Consider the following 20,997-nt stretch of genomic DNA (forward strand, 5'->3'; position numbering starts at 1 on the left):
GGACCAGCTACGACAGCCTTGCGATGACGGCGCGCAGTGCCTCGCCGAAACGCCTGACCTCGTCGACAGTGTTGTAATGGACCAGCGAGGCGCGGATGGCGCCGCTGTCCATCGACAGGTTGAGACGCTTCATCAGCCGGGGCGCATACATATGGCCGTCGCGGATGCCGATCTGCATGTCAGCCATTTCCTCGACGATCCGCTGCGGCGACAGCTTGCCGATGTTGAAGCAGAATGTCGGCACGCGTTCGTTGATGCGGGCTTCCTCGGCGACGCCGTAGATCGTGGCATTGCATCCCTTGAGCACGGCGAGCATCTCACGCGCCAGGAGCACTTCGTAATCGCGGATGGCGCCCATGCCGGCAACGATGTTGTCGCGCCGCGAGCGGTTGTTGGAGGGCGCCAGATTGCGGCCGATCAGTTCCAGGTACTGCACTGCGGCATCCATGCCTGAGACGTTCTCGTAGATGAAGGTGCCTGCCTCGACCTTGTAAGGCGGCTCGTCGGGGATGAAATCCTCGCGGAAGGTCGGCAGCCGCTTCAGCGTTTCGAAGCGGCCCCACAGAAAGCCCATATGCGGCGAGAAATTCTTGTAGCCGGAGCAGACGAGATAATCACAGTCCCAGGCCTGCACGTCGATCAGCCCGTGCGGTCCGTAATGCACGCAGTCAAGGAACACTTCGGCGCCGGCCGCATGCGCGATCGCGGCCACCGAAGCGACGTCGACGATCGAGCCGATCGAATGCGCGGTCACCGTGCAGGCGACAAGACGGGTGCGATCGGAAACCAGCGGCTTGAGGTCGTCGACATGCAGGTTGCCGTCCTCGCGCATGCGCCACCATTTGAACTTGGCTCCGGCGGGCTCCAGCGCCAGCCACGTGGCGATGTTGGCGTCGTGGTCCATATCGGTGATGACGATCTCGTCGCGCTCTGTGTCCTTGGCCAGCATCTGGCCGATGCCGAGGCTGACCAGGCGAATGAACGAGGTGGCGTTCATGCCGAAGCAGATTTCCGACGGACTGTAGGCGTTGATCAGCAAGGCCACGCTCGTCCGAGCATCCGCAACCGATTGGTCGACCGTGACCGAGCGCCCATAGCGACCACCACGCTGCACATTGTGCGAGACCAGGTGATTGGTCACCGCGTCGAGCACGCTCTGCGGGATCTGCGCGCCGGCGGCGTTGTCCATGAAGATGAAATCACCGGCGCGCTGCAAGGCCGGAAACATGGCGCGGATGGTGTCGACCGGAAAGCCGCCGGCGGCTTGGGAATTGCTCAACTGTATCTCCTGCGAATGGCTTGGGAAGCGGGACGGTTGATGAGGTCAGCGCGTCTTCTCGGTCTTGAAGCGGTCTTCGAGCAGGCTGACGAGGCGGACCATGGGCCAGAGGAAGATGAGATAGACCAAAGCGGCGCCGATCAGCGGCGAGGGATTGGCATAGAGCGATTGCGCGTTGGTCGCTTCCTTCAACAGTTCAGGCAGCGCAACGGTGGAAGCGAGCGACGTGTCCTTGAACATCGAGACGCAATTGCTGGTCATCGGCGGGATGACGACGCGGATCGCCTGCGGCAGCACCACCTTGCGCAAGGTCAAAAGGAAAGGCAGGCCGAGCGCCTGTGCTGCCTCGAATTGGCCTTTCGGAATGCTCTCAATGCCGGAGCGGAACACTTCTGCTGAATAGGCCGACATGATGATGGCGAACGCCGTCACGGCGGAGGCCCAGGACGACAGACGGATGCCGAGGAAGGGCAGCGCATAATAGATCAGGATCAGCACCACCAGCACCGGCAGGGCGCGGAAGATGTCGGTGTAGCCGACCGCCAGCCAGCGCAGCGGCTTCGGCGCATAGAGCCGCAACAGGCTGATCCCCAGGCCGATGGGAATGCCGATGCCGATACTCAAAATGCCGAGCAGCAGCGTGTTCAGGAAGCCACGCAACAGCGCCGGCAGGCTGGACATGATCACGTCAGGATTGAAGAAGGTGTCGATCAGCGACATGGGAGCGTTCCCGAACCCCAGAGCAAAGGATGCTCAAGTTAAAACCAATCGACCTTGCCTCCCATGAGGCTATCCGTGCGGCAGCAGGCGCCGGAGCGTGAAATGAATCGTGCCGGCCCGGGAGCCGGCACGATTTAAGTGCATTGCCGGTCAGGCCTTGGGCAGCGGCATTTCCTTGACCGTCGAGGAATCGGCTGGCGCGTCGCTGCCGAACCACTTCTTGTGGATCGCGGCCAGCGTTCCGTCCTTCTTCATCGCGGTCAGCGCGTCGTTCAGCTTGCCGAGCAGCGGATGGTCCTTGCTCATCATCAGGCCGTACTGTTCGCCGGTCTTGATGCGCTGCTTGACCTTGAGGTCCTTCATCTTGGTGAAGGAGTATTCCATGCCCGGAATATCGCTGACGGCGGCGTCCACGCGGCCCGCGCTGAGGTCGAGCAGCAGGTTCTGCTGCGTGTCATAGCCCTTCACGTCGCTGTAGCCGTCAGCCTCCTGATGCGCCTTGACCCAGGTCTCGCCGGTCGAGCCTGAAAGCACGCCGACGATCTTGCCCTTGAGGTCGGCCTCGGTGTTAACAGCGCTATCGGTCTTCGTCGCAATGCCCATGTCGGAGTCATAATAGGGCTGGGTGAAGGACAGCGTTTTCAGTCGCTCCGGCGTGATGGTGATCGAGGAGATCGCGACATCGATGCGGTTGGAACTGACAGCCGCGAACAGCGCCTGGAAGCCGAGGTCGGCAATGTCGGTGGTCATGCCGGCACGCTTGGCCGCTTCGTTGACGATGTCGACTTCAAAGCCCTCGAACGTGCCGCTCTCGTTCTTGTATTCGAAGGGCGGATTGGTCGGGTAGGCGCCGACATTGAGCACATCGGCGGCAAAGGCGGTGGCCGGGCCGGCAGCGATGCCGATCGTGGCGGCGAGAAGAAGCAGGTTGCGACGAGTGAAGCTCATTTTGTGTTCCCTCTGGTTGTGATCGGGCGGGTTTGCTCCCGCACGGTTTGTTGCCGTCCCACCTCCCAGCGGGGCGTCAATTCATGGCGGCGACCATGCGCTCGAGCGCGGTCGCTATCTGGTCGCGTTCACGGCACACGCACATCCGCAGGAAGGCCGCTGCCGAATTTCCAAAGAGGTGGCCGGGAGCCAGCCCGACGCGCGCCGTCTCCAGTATCCTGGCGCAGGCCTGCCGGGCGTCGCTTTCGCCGTCCATGGCAAAGAAGGCATACATGCCTCCGCGCGGTTTCGTCGGCAGGATGATGCCGGGAATCTGGGCCAGCCTGTCATAGGCAAGGTCGAGGCCGGTTTTGATCCGCTGCCTGATCTCCTCGACCAGCGGCTCGCCTTGGCGGATGGCGGCGACAGCGCCTGCCTGGATAGGCGCGGCGGTGCCGCTGTTGATGTACTGCGTCATGGCGCCAAGCTGGTCGGCCACCCCCGACGGATGCGTCAGCCAGCCGATGCGCCAGCCGGTCATCGCCCACGCCTTCGAAAAACTGTTGACCGACAGCACCCGGTCGCCATCCTCGGCGATCTGCAGGATGGAAGGAGCAACATTGCCGTCGAAATAGAGCCGGCCATAGACCTCGTCGGAGATGATCCAGATGCCGGTGCGCCGGCTGAAGTCGAGCAGCGCCTGCATCTCCTCGCGCGACGCGGTCCAGCCGGTCGGGTTGGACGGCGTCGACAGGAAGATCGCGCGTGTGCGCGCATCGCAAGTGGCGAACAGCCGGTCGAGATCGGGATGCCAGTCGCCCTTGAAGTCGAGCGAAAACGGCCTTGGCTCGCCGCCGATCAGATGGATGGCGTTGTGGATGTTGGGCCATTGCGGCGCGACATAGACGACGTTGCTGCCGGTATCGACCAGCAGTTCCAGCGCCAGGTACAGCGCCTGCATGCCGCCGGGCGTGACCGTGGTGCGCGCAATCGGGATCGTCCGGCCGTGAATGCGCGTTTGGTATTCCGACAGCGCCTCGTTCAGTAGGGGGTGCCCACGCATGTTAGGGACGTAGAACGTCTGGCCTTCATCGAAGGCGGCCTTCGCCGCGTCGCGGATGAAAGCGGGCGTCACCATGTCGCCTTCGCCGTACCAGAGCGCGATCACGTCGCCCAGTTCTCGGGCGCGCACGGCAAGGTTGGCAATGTTTTCGGTGTGCAGGTCACGGATCTGGGCACGTACGCCGTCGAAAGCATAACGCGCGCTGGACGATGACTGGGGCAGTATGAACGACAAGGACTGAAACCCCTCCCACCCGGAGCACCGCGACGGACTGCCCGGCAAGCCCCACCGGCACGACAGTCGCCATCGAGTTTGGATGCTATCCAATGTGCTGCGCTTTTCAAGGAAAAAGTTTTAAGCTTAAAAAGTTTTTGCCCGATCCCGCCCGTCTACCGCAGCTCGGCGCGCGCAGCGGTGCAGTTGGCCGCAGCGCCGGCGCCAAGAAACATCGTATCGCTGGCCAGCACGAAGAAGCTCGCGCCGATAGCGGCCCACTGGCTGATCGTCTGTGGGCTGGCGCAAAATATACCCGATGTCCTGCCATGCGCGACGGTCGCGCGGATGATCCTTGTGATCGCCTCATTGAGCTTGTCCACGCCTTTCGGCCCGATCGCATCGATCGACACGGAGAGATCGCCGGGGCCGACGAAGACCACATCGATGCCGTCTATGGCCGCGATCGCCTCGATGTTGGCCAGCCCCTCCGATGTCTCGACCTGGACCGCGACGACCACCCTGTCATTGGCCGCGGCCAGATATTCGGGAATGCGATAGCCATAGCCGGCCGCGCGGCCAGGCCCGACGCCGCGCTCGCCCAGCGGCGGATAGCGCGAGGCTTTCACCGCCGCCTCGGCCTGAGCAGCGGTCGAGACGCGCGGCACGAGCACGCCTTGTGCGCCGCTGTCGAGCGCCGCCTGGATAGCTTCCGGCGCATGACCGGGAACACGCACCATGGCCGGCACGCGATGCACGTCGGCCGCGCGCACCATGGTTTCGATCGTGTCGCGCGCGATCTGGGCATGTTCCCAGTCGATGCAGACGAAGTCGAGGCCGGTGAGCGCCATCACTTCGACGGCGACGGGATGGGGAATAGCGGCGAAGGAGCCGACGAGATTGGTCTTGCCGATGCACTTCTGACGGAACGCGCTCATATCCATCCCCTTTTCCCCTCCAAATTCATATCCGCAATCGGCGGCGAGGCGAAGCTATTTCAGGCTTGAAATATTTTTGCGCCGGCCTAGCGTGTCGGTCTCCCGCCACGAGTTCCCATGATGATCAAAACGCATCCCCTGCACGGCTCGAACAAACTGAAGCTCGGCGTCTTTTCGACCAATGCCGATGGCGGTCTGGCCATCACCGATGTGCCGGAACGCTGGACGGCAAGCTGGCAGGACAATCTGACGGCGGCGCAGATCGCCGACCGCGCCGGGCTGGAATTTATGCTTCCGATCGCGCGCTGGCGTGGCTTTGGCGGCCGCAACAAGGTGCGCGAATGGTCGTTCGAGACCTTCACCTGGGCAGCAGCTCTGGCCGTGGCCACCGAGCAGATCGGCCTGTTCATGACCGTGCATGTGCCGCTGGTGCATCCGCTCTATGCCGCCAAGGCGCTGGCAACTGTCGACCATATCAGCCAGGGCCGCGCCGGCTTGAACATCGTCTGCGGCTGGAACCCGAAGGAATTCGGCATGTTCGGCACGCCTTTGGTCGAGAAGGGCTACGACCAGGCCGCCGAATGGATCGAAATCCTGGAAAAGCTCTACGCCTCGGACCAGCCTCTGGACTATGAAGGCACCTACTATCGCCTCAAGGAGGCGGTGAGCCGGCCGGCGAGCCTGCAGGTTCCACGCCCGGTGACCATGAACGCTGCTTTCGGTGGCCCGGGCCGGGATTTCGCCGCCGCCCGATGCGATTATCTGTTCACGACCTTTTCGGAAATGAGCGATGCCGGCAAGCATGTCGCCGACATCAGCGAGCGGGCCGACAAGGTTGGCCGCAACGTCGGCGTCTACACGGTGGCGCATGTCGTCTGCCGTCCAACCATGGAAGAGGCGCAGGCCTACTACACGCGCTATGCCGTCGATCTGGTCGACCACGATGCGGTCGATGCTCATATGGCAGGCAAGAAGGAGTTCTCGCAGTCGCATGACCCGCATGCCTATGACCGCTACCGGCAGCGTTTCGCCGGCGGCGCCGGCACCTACCCGCTGGTTGGAACGCCGGAGACGATTGCCGCCGAGATGGCGGCAATAGCCGGGCATGGCTACCAGGGCATCGCGCTGTCGTTCGTCAACTACACCCAGGAACTGCCCTATTTCTGCGACCACGTATTTCCGCTGCTGAAGCGGGCGGGGCTGCGCTGCTGACCAATCCGGGAATAACGAATTCGTTAATCCGGAATGACGGCGGTTGCCTGAATTTCGATCTTGGCGCGATCTTCCACCAGCGCCACCACCTGCATGGCGGCCATCGCTGGGAAATGCCGGCCGATCACCTCGCGATAGGCCTCGCCTGTACCCTTGAGATTGCCGAGATATTCGGCCTTGTCCGTGAAATACCAGGTCATCGCGGTGATGTGCCGAGGCTCCGCGCCGGCTTCCGCCAGCACGGCGACGATGTTTTGCAGCGTCTGCCGCACTTGGCCGGCGAAATCGTCGGTCTCGAACTGGCACTGCCCGTTCCAGCCGACCTGTCCGCCCACGAAGACGAGCCTGCCGCGCGCAGCAATGCCGTTGGCGTAGCCGACCGGTTTCGCCCAGCCCTCCGGCTGCAGGATCTCGTGCATTTTCAAGCCTCCCCGGTATTCTTAAAGATCAATCTCAAATCAAATACATCGCCGTCAGGCCGCGCCCATCACCTGCCGTGCGATCACCACCTTCTGCACATCGGATGCGCCCTCGTAGATGCGTAGCGCGCGGATCTCGCGATAGAGGCTCTCGACGATATGGCCCTTGCGGACGCCGTCCCCCCCATGCAGCTGCACAGCCTTGTCGATCACCTCTTGCGCCTTGTCGGTGGCGAACAGCTTGGCCATCGCCGCCTCGCGGGTGACACGAGCCGCGCCCATGTCCTTGGTCCAGGCAGCGCGGTAGACCAGCAGCGCTGCGGCATCGATGTCCAGCGCCATGTCGGCGATATGGCCTTGCACCATCTGCAGCTCTGCCATCGGAGCGCCGAAAAGTTTGCGCTCGGCCACCCTGCTGATGCTTTCGTCCAGCGCCCGGCGGGCAAAGCCGAGTGCCGCCGCGCCGACCGTGGAGCGGAACACGTCAAGCACCGACATGGCGATGCGGAAGCCGTCTCCCGGTTTGCCGATCAGCGCCGAGGCCGGCACCCGGACCTGATCGAAGGAAAGCCGCGCCAGCGGATGCGGCGCGATCACTTCAAGGCGCTCGGCGATGCCAAGCCCCTTGGTGTCGGTGGGTACGAGAAAGGCGGAAAGTCCCTTAGCGCCCGGCGCCTCGCCGGTACGGGCAAAGACGACGTAGAGATCGGCGATGCCGCCATTGGAAATCCAGGTCTTCTCGCCGGTGAGGATATAGAAGTCGTCATTGCGGATCGCGGTCATTTCGGTGTTGGCGACATCCGACCCGGAGCGTGGCTCCGACAGCGCGAAGGCGGAAATCGTCTTGCCGGCCCTGGTCTTTGCCAGCCATTGCTGCTGGTCGGGTGTGCCGAACAGGCTGAGCGCGCCGGTGCCGAGCCCCTGCATGGCGAAGGCGAAGTCGGCCAACCCGTCATGGCGCGCCAGCGTCTCGCGCGTGATGCACAAGGTGCGGACATCGAGCGGTCCCGGATTGTCGGTATCGAGCGCCGTCGGCTTCAGCCAGCCGTCGCGGCCAAGTTTCGCCACCAGCTCGCGGCAGGCGGCATCGACGTCGTGGTGATCGACGGGAAGGTTTATCGCGCACCATGCTTCCAGCCTTTCGGCCAGTTCGCGATGGCGATCTTCAAAGAACGGCCAGCTGAGGAAGCTCCTGTCTGCCATCAATTGCCCTCGAACACCGGTTTTTCGTTGGCCACGAAGGCCTTGTAGGCGCGCTCGAAGTCACGCGTCTGCATGCAGATCGCCTGCGCCTGCGCTTCTGCTTCGATCGCCTGGTCGAGGCCCATCGACCATTCCTGGTTGAGCTGTGTCTTGGTGATGCCGTGCGCGAAGGTCGGACCCGAGACGATGCGCGCCGCCATCTCGAGCGCGTCGGCCTCGAGCACTGCGGCATCGACCAGCCTGTTGTAGAAGCCCCAGCGCTCGCCTTCCGCCGCCGTCATCGTGCGGCCGGTGTAGAGCAATTCGGCGGCACGGCCCTGGCCGATGATGCGCGGCAGGATCGCGCACGCGCCCATATCGCAGCCGGCAAGCCCGACGCGGGTGAACAGGAAAGCGGTCTTGGCCTCCGGCGTGGCGATGCGGATGTCGGCGCTCATGGCGATGATGGCGCCGGCGCCGACCGCGACCCCGTCGACCGCCGCGATGATCGGCTTGCCGCAGTTGAGCATCGCCTTGACGAAATCGCCGGTCATGCGGGTGAAGGCGAGCAATTCCTTCATGTCCATCTTGACCAATGGGCCGATAATGTCGTGGACATCGCCGCCCGAGCAGAAATTGCCGCCATTGGGCAGGAACACCACGGCGTCGACGTCGTCGGCATAGACGAGATCGCGGAACGTGTCGCGCAGTTCCGCATAGCTGTCGAAGGTCAGCGGATTCTTGCGCTCCGGCCGGTCGAGCCGCACCTTGGCGATCCTGCCTTCGACTTCCCAAAGGAAGTGCTTCGGCTTGAGGCCGGCCATCGAACTCATTCGCGTCCCTCCCAGTTGCTGCGGAACGAGGTCAGCATGCCGGTCAGCCGGCGCGCATCCTCCTCGCTGACCTTGGCCAGCAATTCTCCGATCCAACCCTCATGCGCCGCGGCCATTGCGGCAAAAGATTTGGAACCCTCGTCGGTCAGTCGCACCATGGATGTGCGGCGATCGCCATTGCGGCGCGCGCGCGCGACCACGCCTTCCGAAACCAGCCGGTCGACGATGCCGGTGACATTGCCGTTGGATACCAGCAGGAAGCGCGACAGATCGCTCATCAGCATGCCTTCCGGCGCGCGGTAGAGGGCGGCCATGACGTCGAAACGCGGCAGCGTCGTATCGAATTCCTTCTTCAGGCGCTCGCGCAGCTCCGCTTCGATCGTGCGCGAGGCGCGCAGCAGCCTGATCCAGAGACGCAGCCGGTCCTTGCCGGGTCCCGACGGCGCGGGCAATGGGCCGGCTACCATGTTTCGCCTCCTGAGATCGAAATTGCTTGTCCGGTAATCGACGCAGCCGCATCGCCGCACAGCCAGAGCACCGCCGCGGCAACTTCCTGCGGCTGGATGAAACGGCCTTGCGGGTTGGTCGAGGCAAGGCTCGCCCGCGCCTGCTCGACTGAGCGGCCGGTCTTTTCCACGACGCGCTGAATGGACTCCTCCAGCATGCCGGTCTCTACGAAGCCCGGGCAAACGGCGTTGACGGTCACGCCGGATTTCGCCGTCTCGGCGGCCAGCGCCCGCATCAGCCCGACGACGCCGTGCTTGGCCGCCACATAGGGTGCGACATAGGCGTAGCCTTTCAGCCCTGCGGTCGAGGCGACGAAGACGATCCGGCCCGCCTTGCGCGCGGCCATGCCGGCCAGCGCCGGCTTCACCGTCAGGAAGGCGCCGGTCAGATTGACGTCGAGCGTGCGCTGCCAGTCGGCAAGCGAGGTCTTGTGCGCCGGCGTGCTGCCGGCAATGCCGGCATTGGCGACGACGATGTCGAACGGGCCGCGCACGGCTTCCGCTTGCGCGTAGAGCGATGTCACCGCCGCCTCGTTGGCAACATCGGCTGACATGGCGTGGATGCGGTCGTTCTCGCCAGCCACCTTGGCAAGCTCGGCCTCGCGCCGCCCGCATATGGTCACCTCTATGCCGGCCTCGGCCAGCACGAGTGCTATGGCCCGGCCGACGCCGGAGCCGCCGCCAGTGACCAGCGCATGTTTGCCTGAAATCGCCAAGGCCGTCGTCATACTTTCAGCCCCGCCGCCGCATCGCGCTCGGCCAGCCGGTAGATCTGGTCGCGTCCGGGAAGATAGGGATCCGGCCATTTGACCCCACGGTCAGTGAGCCTCACCGCCGCATGCAGCGTCCAGTAGGGATCGGCGAGATGCGGCCGTGCCAGGGCCACCAGGTCGGCGCGGCCTGCCATCAGGATCGAATTGACATGGTCCGGCTCATAGATGTTGCCGACCGCCATCGTCGCCATGCCGACCTCGTTGCGGATACGGTCCGAGAATGGTGTCTGGAACATGCGGCCATAGACAGGCTTGGCGGCAATCGAGGTCTGACCTGCCGAGACGTCGCAGATGTCGACGCCGGCTTCGTGCAGCATGCGCGCGATCTCCACCGCATCGGCCGGCGTCACACCTTCGATGCCGACCCAATCATTGGCCGAAATGCGCACCGAGATCGGCTTTCGCGTCGGCCAGGCGGCGCGCACCGCATGGAAGATTTCCAGGGGATAGCGCATGCGATTTTCCCGCGAACCGCCATACTCATCCGTGCGCTGGTTGGTGACCGGCGTGATGAAGGACGACAGCAAATAGCCATGCGCGGCATGGATCTCGAGCATGTCGAAACCGCAGCGATCTGCCATCTCGGTGGACGCGACAAACTGGTCACGCACCTCGTCCATGTCGGCGCGGTCCATGGCTTTCGGCACCTGATTCTCAGGCGACCATGCAATCGCCGAGGCCGCCATGACCGGCCAATTGCCCGAGGCAAGCGGCACGTCGGTGCCTTCCCACCCGACACGGGTCGAGCCCTTGGCCCCGGAATGGCCAATCTGGGCGCAGATTTTCGCCTCGGTCTCGGTGTGGACGAAATCGACCAGCCGCTTCCACGCCACCTCATGTTCGGACGCATAGAAGCCGGGACAACCGGGCGTGATGCGTCCTTCCGGGCTGACGCAGGTCATCTCGATATAGACAAGCCCGGCGCCGCCCTTGGCACGCTCGGCATAGTGGGCGAAATGCCAGTCGGTCGGGCAGCCATCGACTGCCTTGTACTGCGCCATCGGCGAAACGACGATGCGGTTGTTGAGCTGCATGTCGCGCAGTTTGAACGGCGCGAACATCGGTGCCCGGCGCTGCCTGTTGCCGCCTGCCCCTGCCTGGCGCTGGAACCATTCCTCGGCGCTTTCAAGCCATTTGGCATCGCGCAGCCGCAAATTCTCGTGGCTGATGCGTTGCGAGCGGGTCAGCAGCGAATAATTGAACTGCACCGGATCGAGGCCGAGATAGCGCTCGACCTCCTCGAACCACTCCAGCGAATTGCGCGCCGCCGACTGCAGCTTCAGCACCTCGGTGCGGCGCGCATCCTCATACTTGCGGAAGGCGGCGTCGAGGTCCGGTTCGGTTTTGACATATTCGGCCAGCGCCACCGCGCTTTCCAATGCGAGCTTGGTCCCGGAGCCGATCGAGAAATGTGCCGAGGCCGCCGCGTCGCCCATCAGAGCCAGGTTCTTGTAGGACCAGCGTTCGCACAGCACGCGCGGGAAATTGATCCAGGCCGAACCTCTGATGTGATTGGCATTGGTCATCAGCGCGTGGCCGCCGAGATGTTTCTCAAAGATGCGCTCGCAGACGGCGATGGATTCCTGCTGCGACATGGCGCCGAAGCCGAAGGCAGCCCAGGTCTGTTCGCTGCACTCGACAATGAAGGTCGCTGTCTCGCTGTCGAATTGATAGGCGTGCGCCCACACCCAGCCATGCTCGGTCTTCTCGAAGATGAAGGTGAAGGCGTCGTCGAATTTCTGGTTGGTGCCGAGCCAGACGAATTTGCATTTGCGGGTGTCGATGTCGGGCTTGAAGACTTCGACGAAGGTGTTGCGCGCCCTTGAGTTCAGCCCGTCGGCGGCGACGACCAGATCATGCGTCTCCATGTAGGGCTGAGGGTCGGCGATATCGCTTTCGAACATCAGCTTGACGCCGAGTTCGCGGGCACGCCGCTGCAGCAGGATCAGAAGCCGCTTGCGGCCGATGCCGCAGAAACCGTGTCCCGACGAGACCGTGCGCACGCCGTCATGGATGACGGCGATGTCGTCCCAATAGGCGAAATGCTTCTTGATCCAGACGGCGCTGACCGGGTCGTTCTTGGCAAGGTTGTCGAGTGTTTCGGCCGACAGCACGACGCCCCAGCCGAACGTATCGTCGGCGCGGTTGCGCTCGAACACCGTGACCTCGTGCGCGGCGTCTCTGAGCTTCATCGAAATCGCAAAGTAGAGGCCGGCTGGTCCGCCGCCGAGAACCGCAACCTTCATCCGTGCGATCTCCTCTTCGCTTGCTGCATCTCAAGTATCGCGCCAGAGGTGAGGTATTTCAAGCTTAAAGTTTCATAGTGAAGTGATTGTCTGGGCACGGGGTGGCGCGCTTGTGGATCGGTCCCGCAAGCACGCTCCGGAAATCACTTCTCCGGGTTCTTCGGGCTCCACAGAACGGTCTCGGCGCCCTTCTCATAGGCCATCCCATCGGCATAGCTGATCGCCTCCAGTTGCAATCCCCATGGCGCCTGGAAATAGAGGATGGTCTGGCCGGCGGCCGGACCTTCCTTGACCGGCAGCGGCCCCATCCGCGTCTTCACACCCTTGCCATCGAGATAGGCTTTCGCCGCGGCGACATCATCGACATACAAGGCAATGTGGAAGCCGCCGATATCGCTGTTCTTCGGCGTCAAATCCTTCTGGTCAGGCGCGGTGTATTTGAACAGCTCGATGTTCGATCCATAGCCGCAACGCACCATGGTGACCTGCTCGATGACAGCCTTCGGATCGACGCCCAGAAGATCCTGCATGAAGGTGCCCTTGTCGTCGGCAAAGGGCCCGAACGACATCGCCTTCTTGCAACCGACGACCTCAGTGAAGAAGTCGACCGCCTGCTTCATGTCGGGAACCGTTATGCCGGTGTGGTCGTCGCCGCGCATGCCGGGGATCGAATCGGCCGAGGCCGCTCCCATCGAGCCGAACAGGATCGCGGCAAGCATCGTGCCGCGGGCTGCATAGTTCATGTTACCCTCCGTTCGCGGGCTGATTTTGCTCTTCTGCACGTCCGAGGCCCGCTGTTGGGCGTGCAGATGAACAATCCTATTCCGGCGCTTTCGCCGCTGGCCGCAGCCAGTCCGCATCGATCTCGGGCAGCGGAATGGCGGCAAGCAGGTCGCGCGTGTAGGTCTCCTTGGGATTGTCGAACAGCGCATCGGTGGCGCTCGCCTCGACGATCCTGCCTTCGCGCATGACGATGACTTGTTGGCAGAGCCGCCTGATCACCGACAGATCGTGGCTGATGAAGGCGACGGTCAGCCCCATCTCCGCTGCAAGCTTCTCCAGCAAGGTGAGGATCTGCGCTTGCGTCGACACGTCGAGGCCGGAGACGATCTCGTCGGCCAGCACGAATTTCGGCGACAGCGCCAGTGCGCGCGCAATGCCGACGCGCTGGCGCTGGCCGCCCGACAGTTCATGCCGATAGCGGCTGGCGAAGCTTTGCGGCAGGCCGACGCGATGCAATGCCTCGGCGACGCGTTCCCTAAGCCTGTCGCCAAGCCCATTCTGCTTGAGCGGTGCGGCAATGATGCTGGCGATGGTGCGACGCGGGTTGAGCGACGACATCGGATCCTGGAAGATCATCTGCAGGTCGCGGCGCAGAGGTCGCAGCTCTGCATCCGGCAGATGGGCGATATCGCGGCCCTCGAAATGGATGCTGCCGACGCTCGGCTCCAGAAGTCTGACAAGCGTGCGGCCGAGCGTCGATTTTCCGGACCCGGATTCACCGACGATGCCGGTCACCGAACCTCTCGGCAAATCGAAATCCAGGCCTTTCAAAATCTCGGCCAGCGGCGCGCGGCCGATCAGCGGCTTGCGGGTCATGTCGGGCAGCGCCACCTTCAGCCCGCGCACGGAAAACAGCGGCTCAACCATGCGGCCGCCTCCACGCCTGGTCTGCCGCATCGATCTCAGCGGCAAGCCCGGCCAGCACGGTCTCGTCCACCGGCATCAGCGAGGCAAAGGGATCCGTATAGCGCGGCGTAGCGGCCATCAATGCCCGCGTATAGGGATGCTCAGGCGCGGCGAAGAGAGCGGCTGTGTCAGCCTCTTCCACCACCTTGCCGGCGTAGAGCACAGACACTTGCTGGCTGATCTTTGCAACGACGCCGAGATCGTGGGTGACGAACAGGATCGCGGTGCCATGCTCGCGCTGCAGCTCGGCGATCAGTCGCAGGATCTGCTTTTGCACGGTAACGTCGAGCGCGGTTGTCGGCTCGTCGGCCACGATCAGCCGTGGCTCGGCGGCGAAGGCGGCGGCGATCAGCACGCGCTGGCGCATGCCGCCGGACAGCTCGTGCGGATAGCATTTCAGCACCCGGTCGGGATCGCGGATCTGCACCTCATCCAACAATTGCCGGATACGCTTGTCCGCCTTGTCACCGTTCCAGCCGAGAATGCGCACCAGCCGGTCAGTCATCTGCGGACCGATGCGGCGCGACGGGTTGAGCGCAGTCAACGGATCTTGCGGGATCAGCGCCGTGCGGGCGCCGATCAGCGTGCGCCTTGCCTTGGGCTGCAGCCTGCCGAGGTCTTCGCCTTCGAGCTGCATGGCGCCTTCGACGATGCGCACGCTTGACGGCAGCACACCGAGCACCGCCTTGCCGATCATCGTCTTGCCGGCGCCGCTCTCGCCGACAAGAGCACGCACCTCACCCCGCTGCACGGAGAGCGACACCGAGCGCAGCACGCGCTGGCCGTTCGGCAGCACGGCGCTCAGATTGGCAATATCCAGGCAAGCGCTCATCGCAGCACCGGATCGAAGCGCGTCTTCAGCGCCTCGCCGAACTGGCTGAACGACAGCACGGTAAGGATCAGCGTGATCAGCGGAAACACCAGCACCCACCAGGCCTGGTGGATCGACAGCCGACCCTCGGCGATGATGCCGCCCCAGGTCGGATCGTCGGTCGAGATCGACAGATTGACGAAGGACAGGATCGCCTCGACGATGACGGCGATGCCCATTTCCAGCGACAGCAGCGCCACGACTGACGGCACCACATTAGGCAGCACCTCGCGCAGCATGATGCCGATGCGGCCATAGCCGGCGATGCGGGCGTTCTCGACATAGTCCATGCGCGACTGGCCCATCGCTTCGGCGCGGATCACGCGGCAGAAGCGCGTCCAGTCGATGATGGCGATGGCGAGGATGACGGAGCTGAGGCCAGTGCCGAGCACCGCGACCAGCAGGATGGCGAACAGCACCGGCGGAAACGCCATCCAGACATCGACGATGCGCGAAATGATCCGGTCGGCCCAGCCACCGAAATAGCCGGCGACCAGTCCGAGTGTCGAGCCAACGAGGCAGGCGGCAATCGCCGCCGCAAAAGCGACGATGAAGGCGATGCGGCCGCCGAAGATCAGGCGGGAGAGAAGGTCGCGGCCGAGGCTGTCGGTGCCCAGCCAATAGCCGGATTCCGCACCACTCATCCAGAATGGCGGCAGCCGTTCCAGCATCAGGTCTTGCGCCAGCGGGTCCTGCGGTGCGACCAGCGGCGCGAAGATCGCGGCCAGCAGCGCCAGCAGCAGCCAGCCGCCGGCCAGCCACAGCCTCGGGCCGAGTCCGCGCCGGGCGATGCGTGCCTCATCCATGGCGCAGCCTCGGATTGAGCAGCGCGTACATCATGTCGACGCCAAGATTGATCAGCACGAACAGCAGCGCGAACACCAGCACGATGCCTTGGATCAGCGGCAGGTCGCGGTTGATGACGGCATCGATCGCCATGTTGCCGAGCCCTTCGTAGGAAAACAGCCGCTCGACGATGACCGTGCCGCCGACAAGGAAGGTGAACTGGACGCCGACGAGAGTCAGTGTCGGCAAGGCAGCGTTCTTCAGCGCCTCGCGCAGGATAACCTGCGTTTCCGAAAACCCCTTCACCCGGGCCAGCACGACATAGTCGAGGTCAAGCACTTCCTTCAGCGACTGTTTCAGCAACTGCGCGATGATTGCCGCCAGCGGCAATGCCAAGGCTACTGCCGGCATCAGCATGTGTTTCAGCAGATCCCAGGTCAGGTCGAAGCGCAGCCGAAGCAAGCTCTCGAAGAAATAGAACTGGGTGACGAAGGGCAGGTCGAGCTGCGGCGACACGCGGCCGGAGATATCGAAGATCGGCACCAGCACGCCAAACAAAAGGATCAGCACCAGGCCCCACAGGAAATCGGGAATGGAAAGGGCTGCGCCGCTGGCGATATCGATGCCGGCTTCGACCGCCGTCCCGCGCTCACGGGCTCCGAGGATCGCCGTCGTGCCGCCGAGCCCAACCGCCATGACGAGCGCGATGATGGCGAGTTCCAGCGTTGCCGGCAAACGATTGAAGACAAGGCTGAGCACATCTTGCCGGAGCGAAATCGAGGTACCGAAATCGCCCCTGACAACACCGGACAGCCAGATGAAGAATTGCTGCACGATGGTCTTGTCGAGCCCGTAAAGTGCACGCAGCCGGTCGATGTCGGCATTCGTCGCACCGGGCGGCAGCAGCATGGCGATCGGGTCACCGGGCGCAACGCGGATCACGACGAAGACGACGACAGCCACGCCGAACAGCGTAATCAGCATCGTCAGCAGACGGATCAGGAATCGTTGCAGGAGCATTCTGGTGTAGGCCCAGTGCGTTTCTAACGAAGAGCCCCCTCATCCGTCCGCTTCGCGGCCACCTTCTCCCCGAGGGGAGAAGAGGTCACGGACGGCTGAGCTGGTCTCTTCTCCCCAGGGGGAGAAGGTGGCCCGAAGGGGCCGGATGAGGGGGCCGCTCAGCGAAGGGTGGCGCCCACAAGCCGATATCAGGCCGGGGTCATCAGCGCCGGCAGCAGCGCGCCGGACACATGCTGCACCACGTTGACGCCCTTGGCATGCACGATCGGTTGCGCATACTGAATCAGCGGCAGCACATAGGCCTGCGCGGCGATATACTTGTCGACAGCCTTCCAGCCGGCGATGCGCTTGGCCTCGTCCTTCTCGCCCCAGAGCGGATTGATCATGTCGATCAGATCCTGGCTGTCCCACACCGAGTGCGGGCTCGGCCCATACATGGCAAAACCCGTCGACGTCGTCGGGTCGCCGATGGCGTTGCCCCAATTGTAGAAGGCGGCCGGCGCCAGCTTGTCGGCGGCGCGCAGTTCATAGTGCTTGGCGATCTCGTAGACCTCGATCGTCGCCTCGATGCCGACCTTACGCCACATGCCGACGATCGCCTGGATCATCTCATAATCCTTGGGCTTGAAGCCCTTGGTCGTCTGGATGGTGAACTTGACCGGTTTTTCCGGCGAATAGCCGGAAGCCGCGAGCAGCTCCTTGGCCTTTTCCGGATTGTGCTCGACCTTGATCGAGGCGTCGAAGGCCGTGTACTCCGGGGTCTCCAGCGTAGCGATCGGTTGGCCATAGCCGCGCAGCAGCCGCTTGACCAGAAGCTCCTTGTCCACAGCCATGACGGCGGCCTGGCGGACGTTCTTGTCCAGCATCGCTTCGATGTCGTTGAAGAAGATCATGCCGATGTCGGAAACGGGCTTGCACGAGCCGGCAAGCCCGTCCTTGGCGATCAGCCGGTCATACTCTTCATAGGGGACCTCCAGCGTCACCTGCGAGGAACCGGATTCGATTTCGGCAACGCGGCTCGCCGCATCAGTGACGAACTTGATCGTCACATTCTCGAAGGCCGGCTTGTCGCCCCAATAGTGCGGGTTGGCCTTCAGTCGGAGGAAAGCATTTCGCTCGAATTTTTCCACCATGTAAGGGCCGGTGCCGATCGGCGCCTTCTCGAAACCTTCGGCGCCGACCTTCTCATAATAGGCCTTCGGCAGGATGTAGCCGGTCAGGAACGACATCCATTTAAAGTAGACCGGATCGAACTGCACGACGTCGCCGGTGATCTTGTTGCCGTCGATCTTGAAATTGTTGACGTTCTTCCAGACGAACTGGATCGGATTGCCGGTCTTTTCGTCGCCCGCCCGCTGCAGCGACCAGACCACGTCCTCGGGCGTGAAGGGCGAGCCGTCATGCCAGGTCACGCCTTCGCGCACCGTCATCGTCACCTTGGTGCGATCCTCGTTCCAGCCCCATTCGGTGAGCAGGCCAGGCGCAAAGGACAGGTCCGGCTTTTGCGGAATGAACTGGTCGAACACCGACTGGTAGAGGCCCTGGATCGTCGGGTTGACGGCCGAGGGTCCGGTGGTCGGATCCCAGGACGGCAGGTTGACGTTATAGGCGATGGTCAGCTCGCCCGCTGCCGCCTTGGCGATCTCAGGCAGGCCGATCGCCGCCACCCCAAGTGCCGCGGCACTGTATCCCAGCAATTCTCGTCTGTTGATTGTCATGGTCGTTCCCCTTGTTGGTTTTGTTGTCTTTGCGCGGCACTATCAGTTTATCGATCCGGGCTTCGTGGGCAGCAGCGCCTTGCCTCTCGTCGCCTTCATGAAATCTTGCGAGCTACCTCCCGCCAAGCTGTTGCGCGAGCATGAAGCCGGAGGCCGCGCCGGTGCCGGCGCCGGGCCATGTCGCGGCGCCTATGAGATGCAGATTGCCGACCGGCGTGTTCCAGCCGGCATAACCGCGCGCCGGGCGGAACAGGAAATTCTGTGCCAGATGGTGGCTGCCGCAGACCTGGTCGCCACCGACGAGATTGGGGTTCTCACGCTCGAGGTCGATTGGCGAGAACACTGCACGGCCGAGGATTTTCGCGTGCAGTCCGGGTGCGTAGATCTCGATGGTGTCGAGCACGCGTTCGGCATAGACGTCCTTGACCTGATCCCAATGCGCGGGCGCGATCTTGCCGGCCGCATCGCCCAGGATTTCGGCGGGCAGCATGCGCACCTGCACCCACAGCACATGCTTGCCCTGCGGCGCGCGTGACGGATCGACCGCTGTCGGCTGGCCGACGACCAGCACCGGTTGGTCCGGCAGCATGCCCGCCATCGCCTGCTGATAGGTGCGCGACATCGCGTCGAGCGAGGGCGACAGATGCACATAGGCGAACTGCCGCAGCTCGGCCCCGGCGCGCCAGTCCGGCAGGTCGTCGAGCGCCAGATGGATCATCATCGTGCCCGGCGCGTGCCGGAACTTCTGCATAGCCGTGTCGAAGCCGGTGTCGCCGGAACCGTTGGGCAGCAACTTGCCGGTCAGCGCCCTGGGCGCGACGCCGGCAATGACCGCCTTGGTTACCGTATGCGTCTCACCGGACGCAAGCCGCACGCCGGTCGCCTTGCCGGCGGAAACGGTGATTTCGGCAACCTCTGTCCCTGTGACGATCTTGCCGCCCGCCGAGGTGACCATACCTGCCAGCGCCCGGATGATCGTGTCGGCGCCGCCCTTGCCTATCACCATGCCAAAGGTCTGGTTGGCCATGGATTCCAGATAGGGGAACACGGCGCCGCCGGCGGTGTCGGGTGCAAAGTCGAGATGCATGCCCCAGGTGGCAAGCGTTGCCCGCACATGCGCGGACTCGAAATTTTCCTCCAGCCAGGCGCGCGGCGATGACAGCAAAAGCCGAGCGGTGTCGAATGCGCCCGACATGCCCTTCTTGCGCCACAGGTTCCAGGCGGTGCCGGCAAGCGCGCGGGCACTCATCGGCGAGCCCAGCAGCCGGAACAGATGCTCGGCCTCTGCCGGGAAGGCGGCGACCAGTCTACGCCAGGTCGCGGCATCGGCGGCGGAGAAAGCGGCCATGCGGCCGGTGGTTTTTTCCAGATCGTTGCTGACGCCGAACCAGCGTCCGTCCGGGAAGGCGCTGGCAAAACAGTCGGCGACCGGCGCGAACTCAAGACCCTGTGCTTTCAATTCATTTGCATATTTCCGGTGGAAGGCGGAGCCGGCGAACAGGCTCAGATTCATCGCACCGAAATCGTGCCGGAAGCCTGGGAGGGTGTATTCGTGGGTCTGGACGGCGCCGCCGATTGCTGCACTGCGCTCGAAAATCCCGGTTTTCCAGCCTTTGAGCGCCAGATGCGCAGCGCACGCCAGACTGTTGTGGCCCGCCCCGACAAAGATGGCGTCGAACTCGCTCACGCCCCGTTCCCATTTCCTTTATGCTTAAAGATAATTGCAGATGCATATGTTTTCGTCTAGTAGGATATTAAGGGCCGAGACGAGCCTGGATCTTCACCAGAAGAGGGAACTTCAGACCATGGACACGCAAAAACTCCTCGGCGAAGTCGCCGGCCAGCTGCTTTCAGGCGCCATCAGGGTGGTCGACCTCTCTGCGCAACTCGGACCCGATACGCCTCTTATCAAGCTGCCGCCGGAGCTTGCCGTCGACACGCCAAAGGTCGAGATCCATAACATCTCCCGTTATGACAAGAACGGCCCGTGGTGGGCATGGAACTGGCTGAAGCTTGGGGAGCATTCGGGCACGCATTTCGATGCGCCGCAGCATTGGATCAGCGGCAAGGACTATCCGGACGGCGCCACCGACACCATTCCGGCGCAGAATTTCGTCGGTCCGGTCAATGTCATCGACTGCTCGAAGGAAGCCGCCGCCGACCACGACTTCCTGCTCACCGTCGACCACATCAAGGCGTGGGAAGCCAAGCATGGCGCCATCAACGCCGGGGAGTGGGTGGTCATGCGCACCGACTGGTATAAGCGCAATGGCTCGGAAGCCGAATTCCTCAACGCCAACGAAACCGGCCCACATACGCCAGGTCCGACAGCCGAAGCCATCCAGTTCCTGATCAGCAAGGATATCAAGGGCTGGGGCTCAGAGACGATCGGCACCGATGCCGGCAAGGCCGGCGGCATGGAGCCGCCATTTCCGGCCCACACGCTGATGCACAAGGCGAACCGCTATGGCCTCGCCAGCCTCTGCAACCTCGACCAGTTGCCTCCGAAGGGCGCCATCCTGATCGCCGCACCGCTCAAGATCGAACATGGCACCGGCAGCCCGATCCGCGCGCTGGCGCTTGTATCCAACGGCTAGGTGAG

At 63.4% G+C, this 20,997-nt stretch carries 20 protein-coding genes; 2 read left to right on the plus strand and 18 right to left on the minus strand.

Annotated elements, in window-relative coordinates; all coding sequences use genetic code 11:
- Positions 1 to 7: 7 nt before the first annotated feature.
- The 5 genes from NKH54_RS11085 to NKH54_RS11105 form a co-directional block, all read right to left on the minus strand.
- On the minus strand, positions 8 to 1,279 hold the full coding sequence (locus NKH54_RS11085) for a cysteine desulfurase-like protein (protein ID WP_023682725.1): 1,272 nt from the start codon (positions 1,277 to 1,279) through the stop codon (positions 8 to 10).
- 45 nt (positions 1,280 to 1,324) lie between these two features.
- Positions 1,325 to 1,999: an amino acid ABC transporter permease gene (locus tag NKH54_RS11090; protein ID WP_023667812.1), complete on the minus strand. Its 675-nt coding sequence runs from the start codon at positions 1,997 to 1,999 to the stop codon at positions 1,325 to 1,327.
- Between the two features lie 150 nt (positions 2,000 to 2,149).
- Positions 2,150 to 2,947, minus strand: coding sequence for an ABC transporter substrate-binding protein (locus tag NKH54_RS11095; RefSeq protein ID WP_023682726.1), 798 nt, complete (start codon positions 2,945 to 2,947; stop codon positions 2,150 to 2,152).
- Positions 2,948 to 3,023: 76 nt separating this feature from the next.
- Positions 3,024 to 4,223: a pyridoxal phosphate-dependent aminotransferase gene (locus tag NKH54_RS11100; protein WP_353028217.1), complete on the minus strand. Its 1,200-nt coding sequence runs from the start codon at positions 4,221 to 4,223 to the stop codon at positions 3,024 to 3,026.
- A 155-nt stretch (positions 4,224 to 4,378) separates the two neighbouring features.
- On the minus strand, positions 4,379 to 5,140 hold the full coding sequence (locus tag NKH54_RS11105; protein WP_023686922.1) for an HpcH/HpaI aldolase family protein: 762 nt from the start codon (positions 5,138 to 5,140) through the stop codon (positions 4,379 to 4,381).
- A gap of 120 nt (positions 5,141 to 5,260) precedes the next feature.
- Here NKH54_RS11105 and NKH54_RS11110 point away from each other — a divergent pair, with 120 nt between their 5' ends.
- Complete coding sequence (locus NKH54_RS11110; protein ID WP_286460991.1) at positions 5,261 to 6,352, plus strand: LLM class flavin-dependent oxidoreductase; 1,092 nt, start codon at positions 5,261 to 5,263, stop codon at positions 6,350 to 6,352.
- A 23-nt stretch (positions 6,353 to 6,375) separates the two neighbouring features.
- On the opposite strand, the gene NKH54_RS11115 is transcribed toward NKH54_RS11110, so the two are convergent.
- The 13 genes from NKH54_RS11115 to NKH54_RS11175 form a co-directional block, all read right to left on the minus strand.
- Positions 6,376 to 6,771: a RidA family protein gene (locus NKH54_RS11115; protein ID WP_353028218.1), complete on the minus strand. Its 396-nt coding sequence runs from the start codon at positions 6,769 to 6,771 to the stop codon at positions 6,376 to 6,378.
- 54 nt (positions 6,772 to 6,825) lie between these two features.
- The gene (locus tag NKH54_RS11120) at positions 6,826 to 7,974 is read right to left on the minus strand and encodes an acyl-CoA dehydrogenase family protein (protein ID WP_353028219.1); all 1,149 of its coding nucleotides are present in this window, start codon (positions 7,972 to 7,974) and stop codon (positions 6,826 to 6,828) included.
- Positions 7,974 to 8,786 (minus strand): enoyl-CoA hydratase family protein, encoded by an 813-nt coding sequence (locus NKH54_RS11125; RefSeq protein ID WP_353028220.1) that lies wholly within the window; start codon positions 8,784 to 8,786, stop codon positions 7,974 to 7,976. Before NKH54_RS11125 ends, NKH54_RS11120 begins: the two co-directional genes overlap by 1 nt.
- A complete protein-coding gene (locus NKH54_RS11130; RefSeq protein WP_023667803.1) occupies positions 8,783 to 9,253 on the minus strand; it encodes a MarR family winged helix-turn-helix transcriptional regulator in 471 nt (156 codons plus the stop codon). Before NKH54_RS11130 ends, NKH54_RS11125 begins: the two co-directional genes overlap by 4 nt.
- On the minus strand, positions 9,247 to 10,020 hold the full coding sequence (locus tag NKH54_RS11135; RefSeq protein WP_023830410.1) for an SDR family NAD(P)-dependent oxidoreductase: 774 nt from the start codon (positions 10,018 to 10,020) through the stop codon (positions 9,247 to 9,249). Before NKH54_RS11135 ends, NKH54_RS11130 begins: the two co-directional genes overlap by 7 nt.
- Positions 10,017 to 12,311, minus strand: coding sequence for a bifunctional salicylyl-CoA 5-hydroxylase/oxidoreductase (locus NKH54_RS11140; RefSeq protein ID WP_353028221.1), 2,295 nt, complete (start codon positions 12,309 to 12,311; stop codon positions 10,017 to 10,019). Before NKH54_RS11140 ends, NKH54_RS11135 begins: the two co-directional genes overlap by 4 nt.
- A gap of 143 nt (positions 12,312 to 12,454) precedes the next feature.
- Positions 12,455 to 13,054: a VOC family protein gene (locus NKH54_RS11145; RefSeq protein WP_023745667.1), complete on the minus strand. Its 600-nt coding sequence runs from the start codon at positions 13,052 to 13,054 to the stop codon at positions 12,455 to 12,457.
- 76 nt (positions 13,055 to 13,130) lie between these two features.
- A complete protein-coding gene (locus tag NKH54_RS11150; protein ID WP_023710060.1) occupies positions 13,131 to 13,961 on the minus strand; it encodes an ATP-binding cassette domain-containing protein in 831 nt (276 codons plus the stop codon).
- Positions 13,954 to 14,832, minus strand: a complete 879-nt coding sequence (locus NKH54_RS11155; RefSeq protein ID WP_023710061.1) for an ABC transporter ATP-binding protein — start codon at positions 14,830 to 14,832, stop codon at positions 13,954 to 13,956. Before NKH54_RS11155 ends, NKH54_RS11150 begins: the two co-directional genes overlap by 8 nt.
- Positions 14,829 to 15,677: an ABC transporter permease gene (locus NKH54_RS11160; RefSeq protein ID WP_023710062.1), complete on the minus strand. Its 849-nt coding sequence runs from the start codon at positions 15,675 to 15,677 to the stop codon at positions 14,829 to 14,831. The genes NKH54_RS11155 and NKH54_RS11160 overlap by 4 nt, the downstream gene beginning before the upstream one ends.
- On the minus strand, positions 15,670 to 16,677 hold the full coding sequence (locus tag NKH54_RS11165; protein WP_023745668.1) for an ABC transporter permease: 1,008 nt from the start codon (positions 16,675 to 16,677) through the stop codon (positions 15,670 to 15,672). Before NKH54_RS11165 ends, NKH54_RS11160 begins: the two co-directional genes overlap by 8 nt.
- A 188-nt stretch (positions 16,678 to 16,865) precedes the next feature.
- Entirely contained in the window at positions 16,866 to 18,395 is a 1,530-nt protein-coding gene (locus tag NKH54_RS11170) for an ABC transporter substrate-binding protein (RefSeq protein WP_031247204.1), read from the minus strand.
- A gap of 112 nt (positions 18,396 to 18,507) precedes the next feature.
- On the minus strand, positions 18,508 to 20,082 hold the full coding sequence (locus tag NKH54_RS11175; RefSeq protein ID WP_023726249.1) for a phytoene desaturase family protein: 1,575 nt from the start codon (positions 20,080 to 20,082) through the stop codon (positions 18,508 to 18,510).
- A 118-nt stretch (positions 20,083 to 20,200) separates the two neighbouring features.
- On the opposite strand from NKH54_RS11175, the gene NKH54_RS11180 reads away from it, so the two are divergent.
- A complete protein-coding gene (locus NKH54_RS11180; protein WP_023695181.1) occupies positions 20,201 to 20,992 on the plus strand; it encodes a cyclase family protein in 792 nt (263 codons plus the stop codon).
- Positions 20,993 to 20,997: the final 5 nt, after the last annotated feature.

The sequence above is a fragment of the Mesorhizobium sp. M1004 genome (assembly GCF_040318795.1).
Lineage (GTDB): Bacteria > Pseudomonadota > Alphaproteobacteria > Rhizobiales > Rhizobiaceae > Mesorhizobium.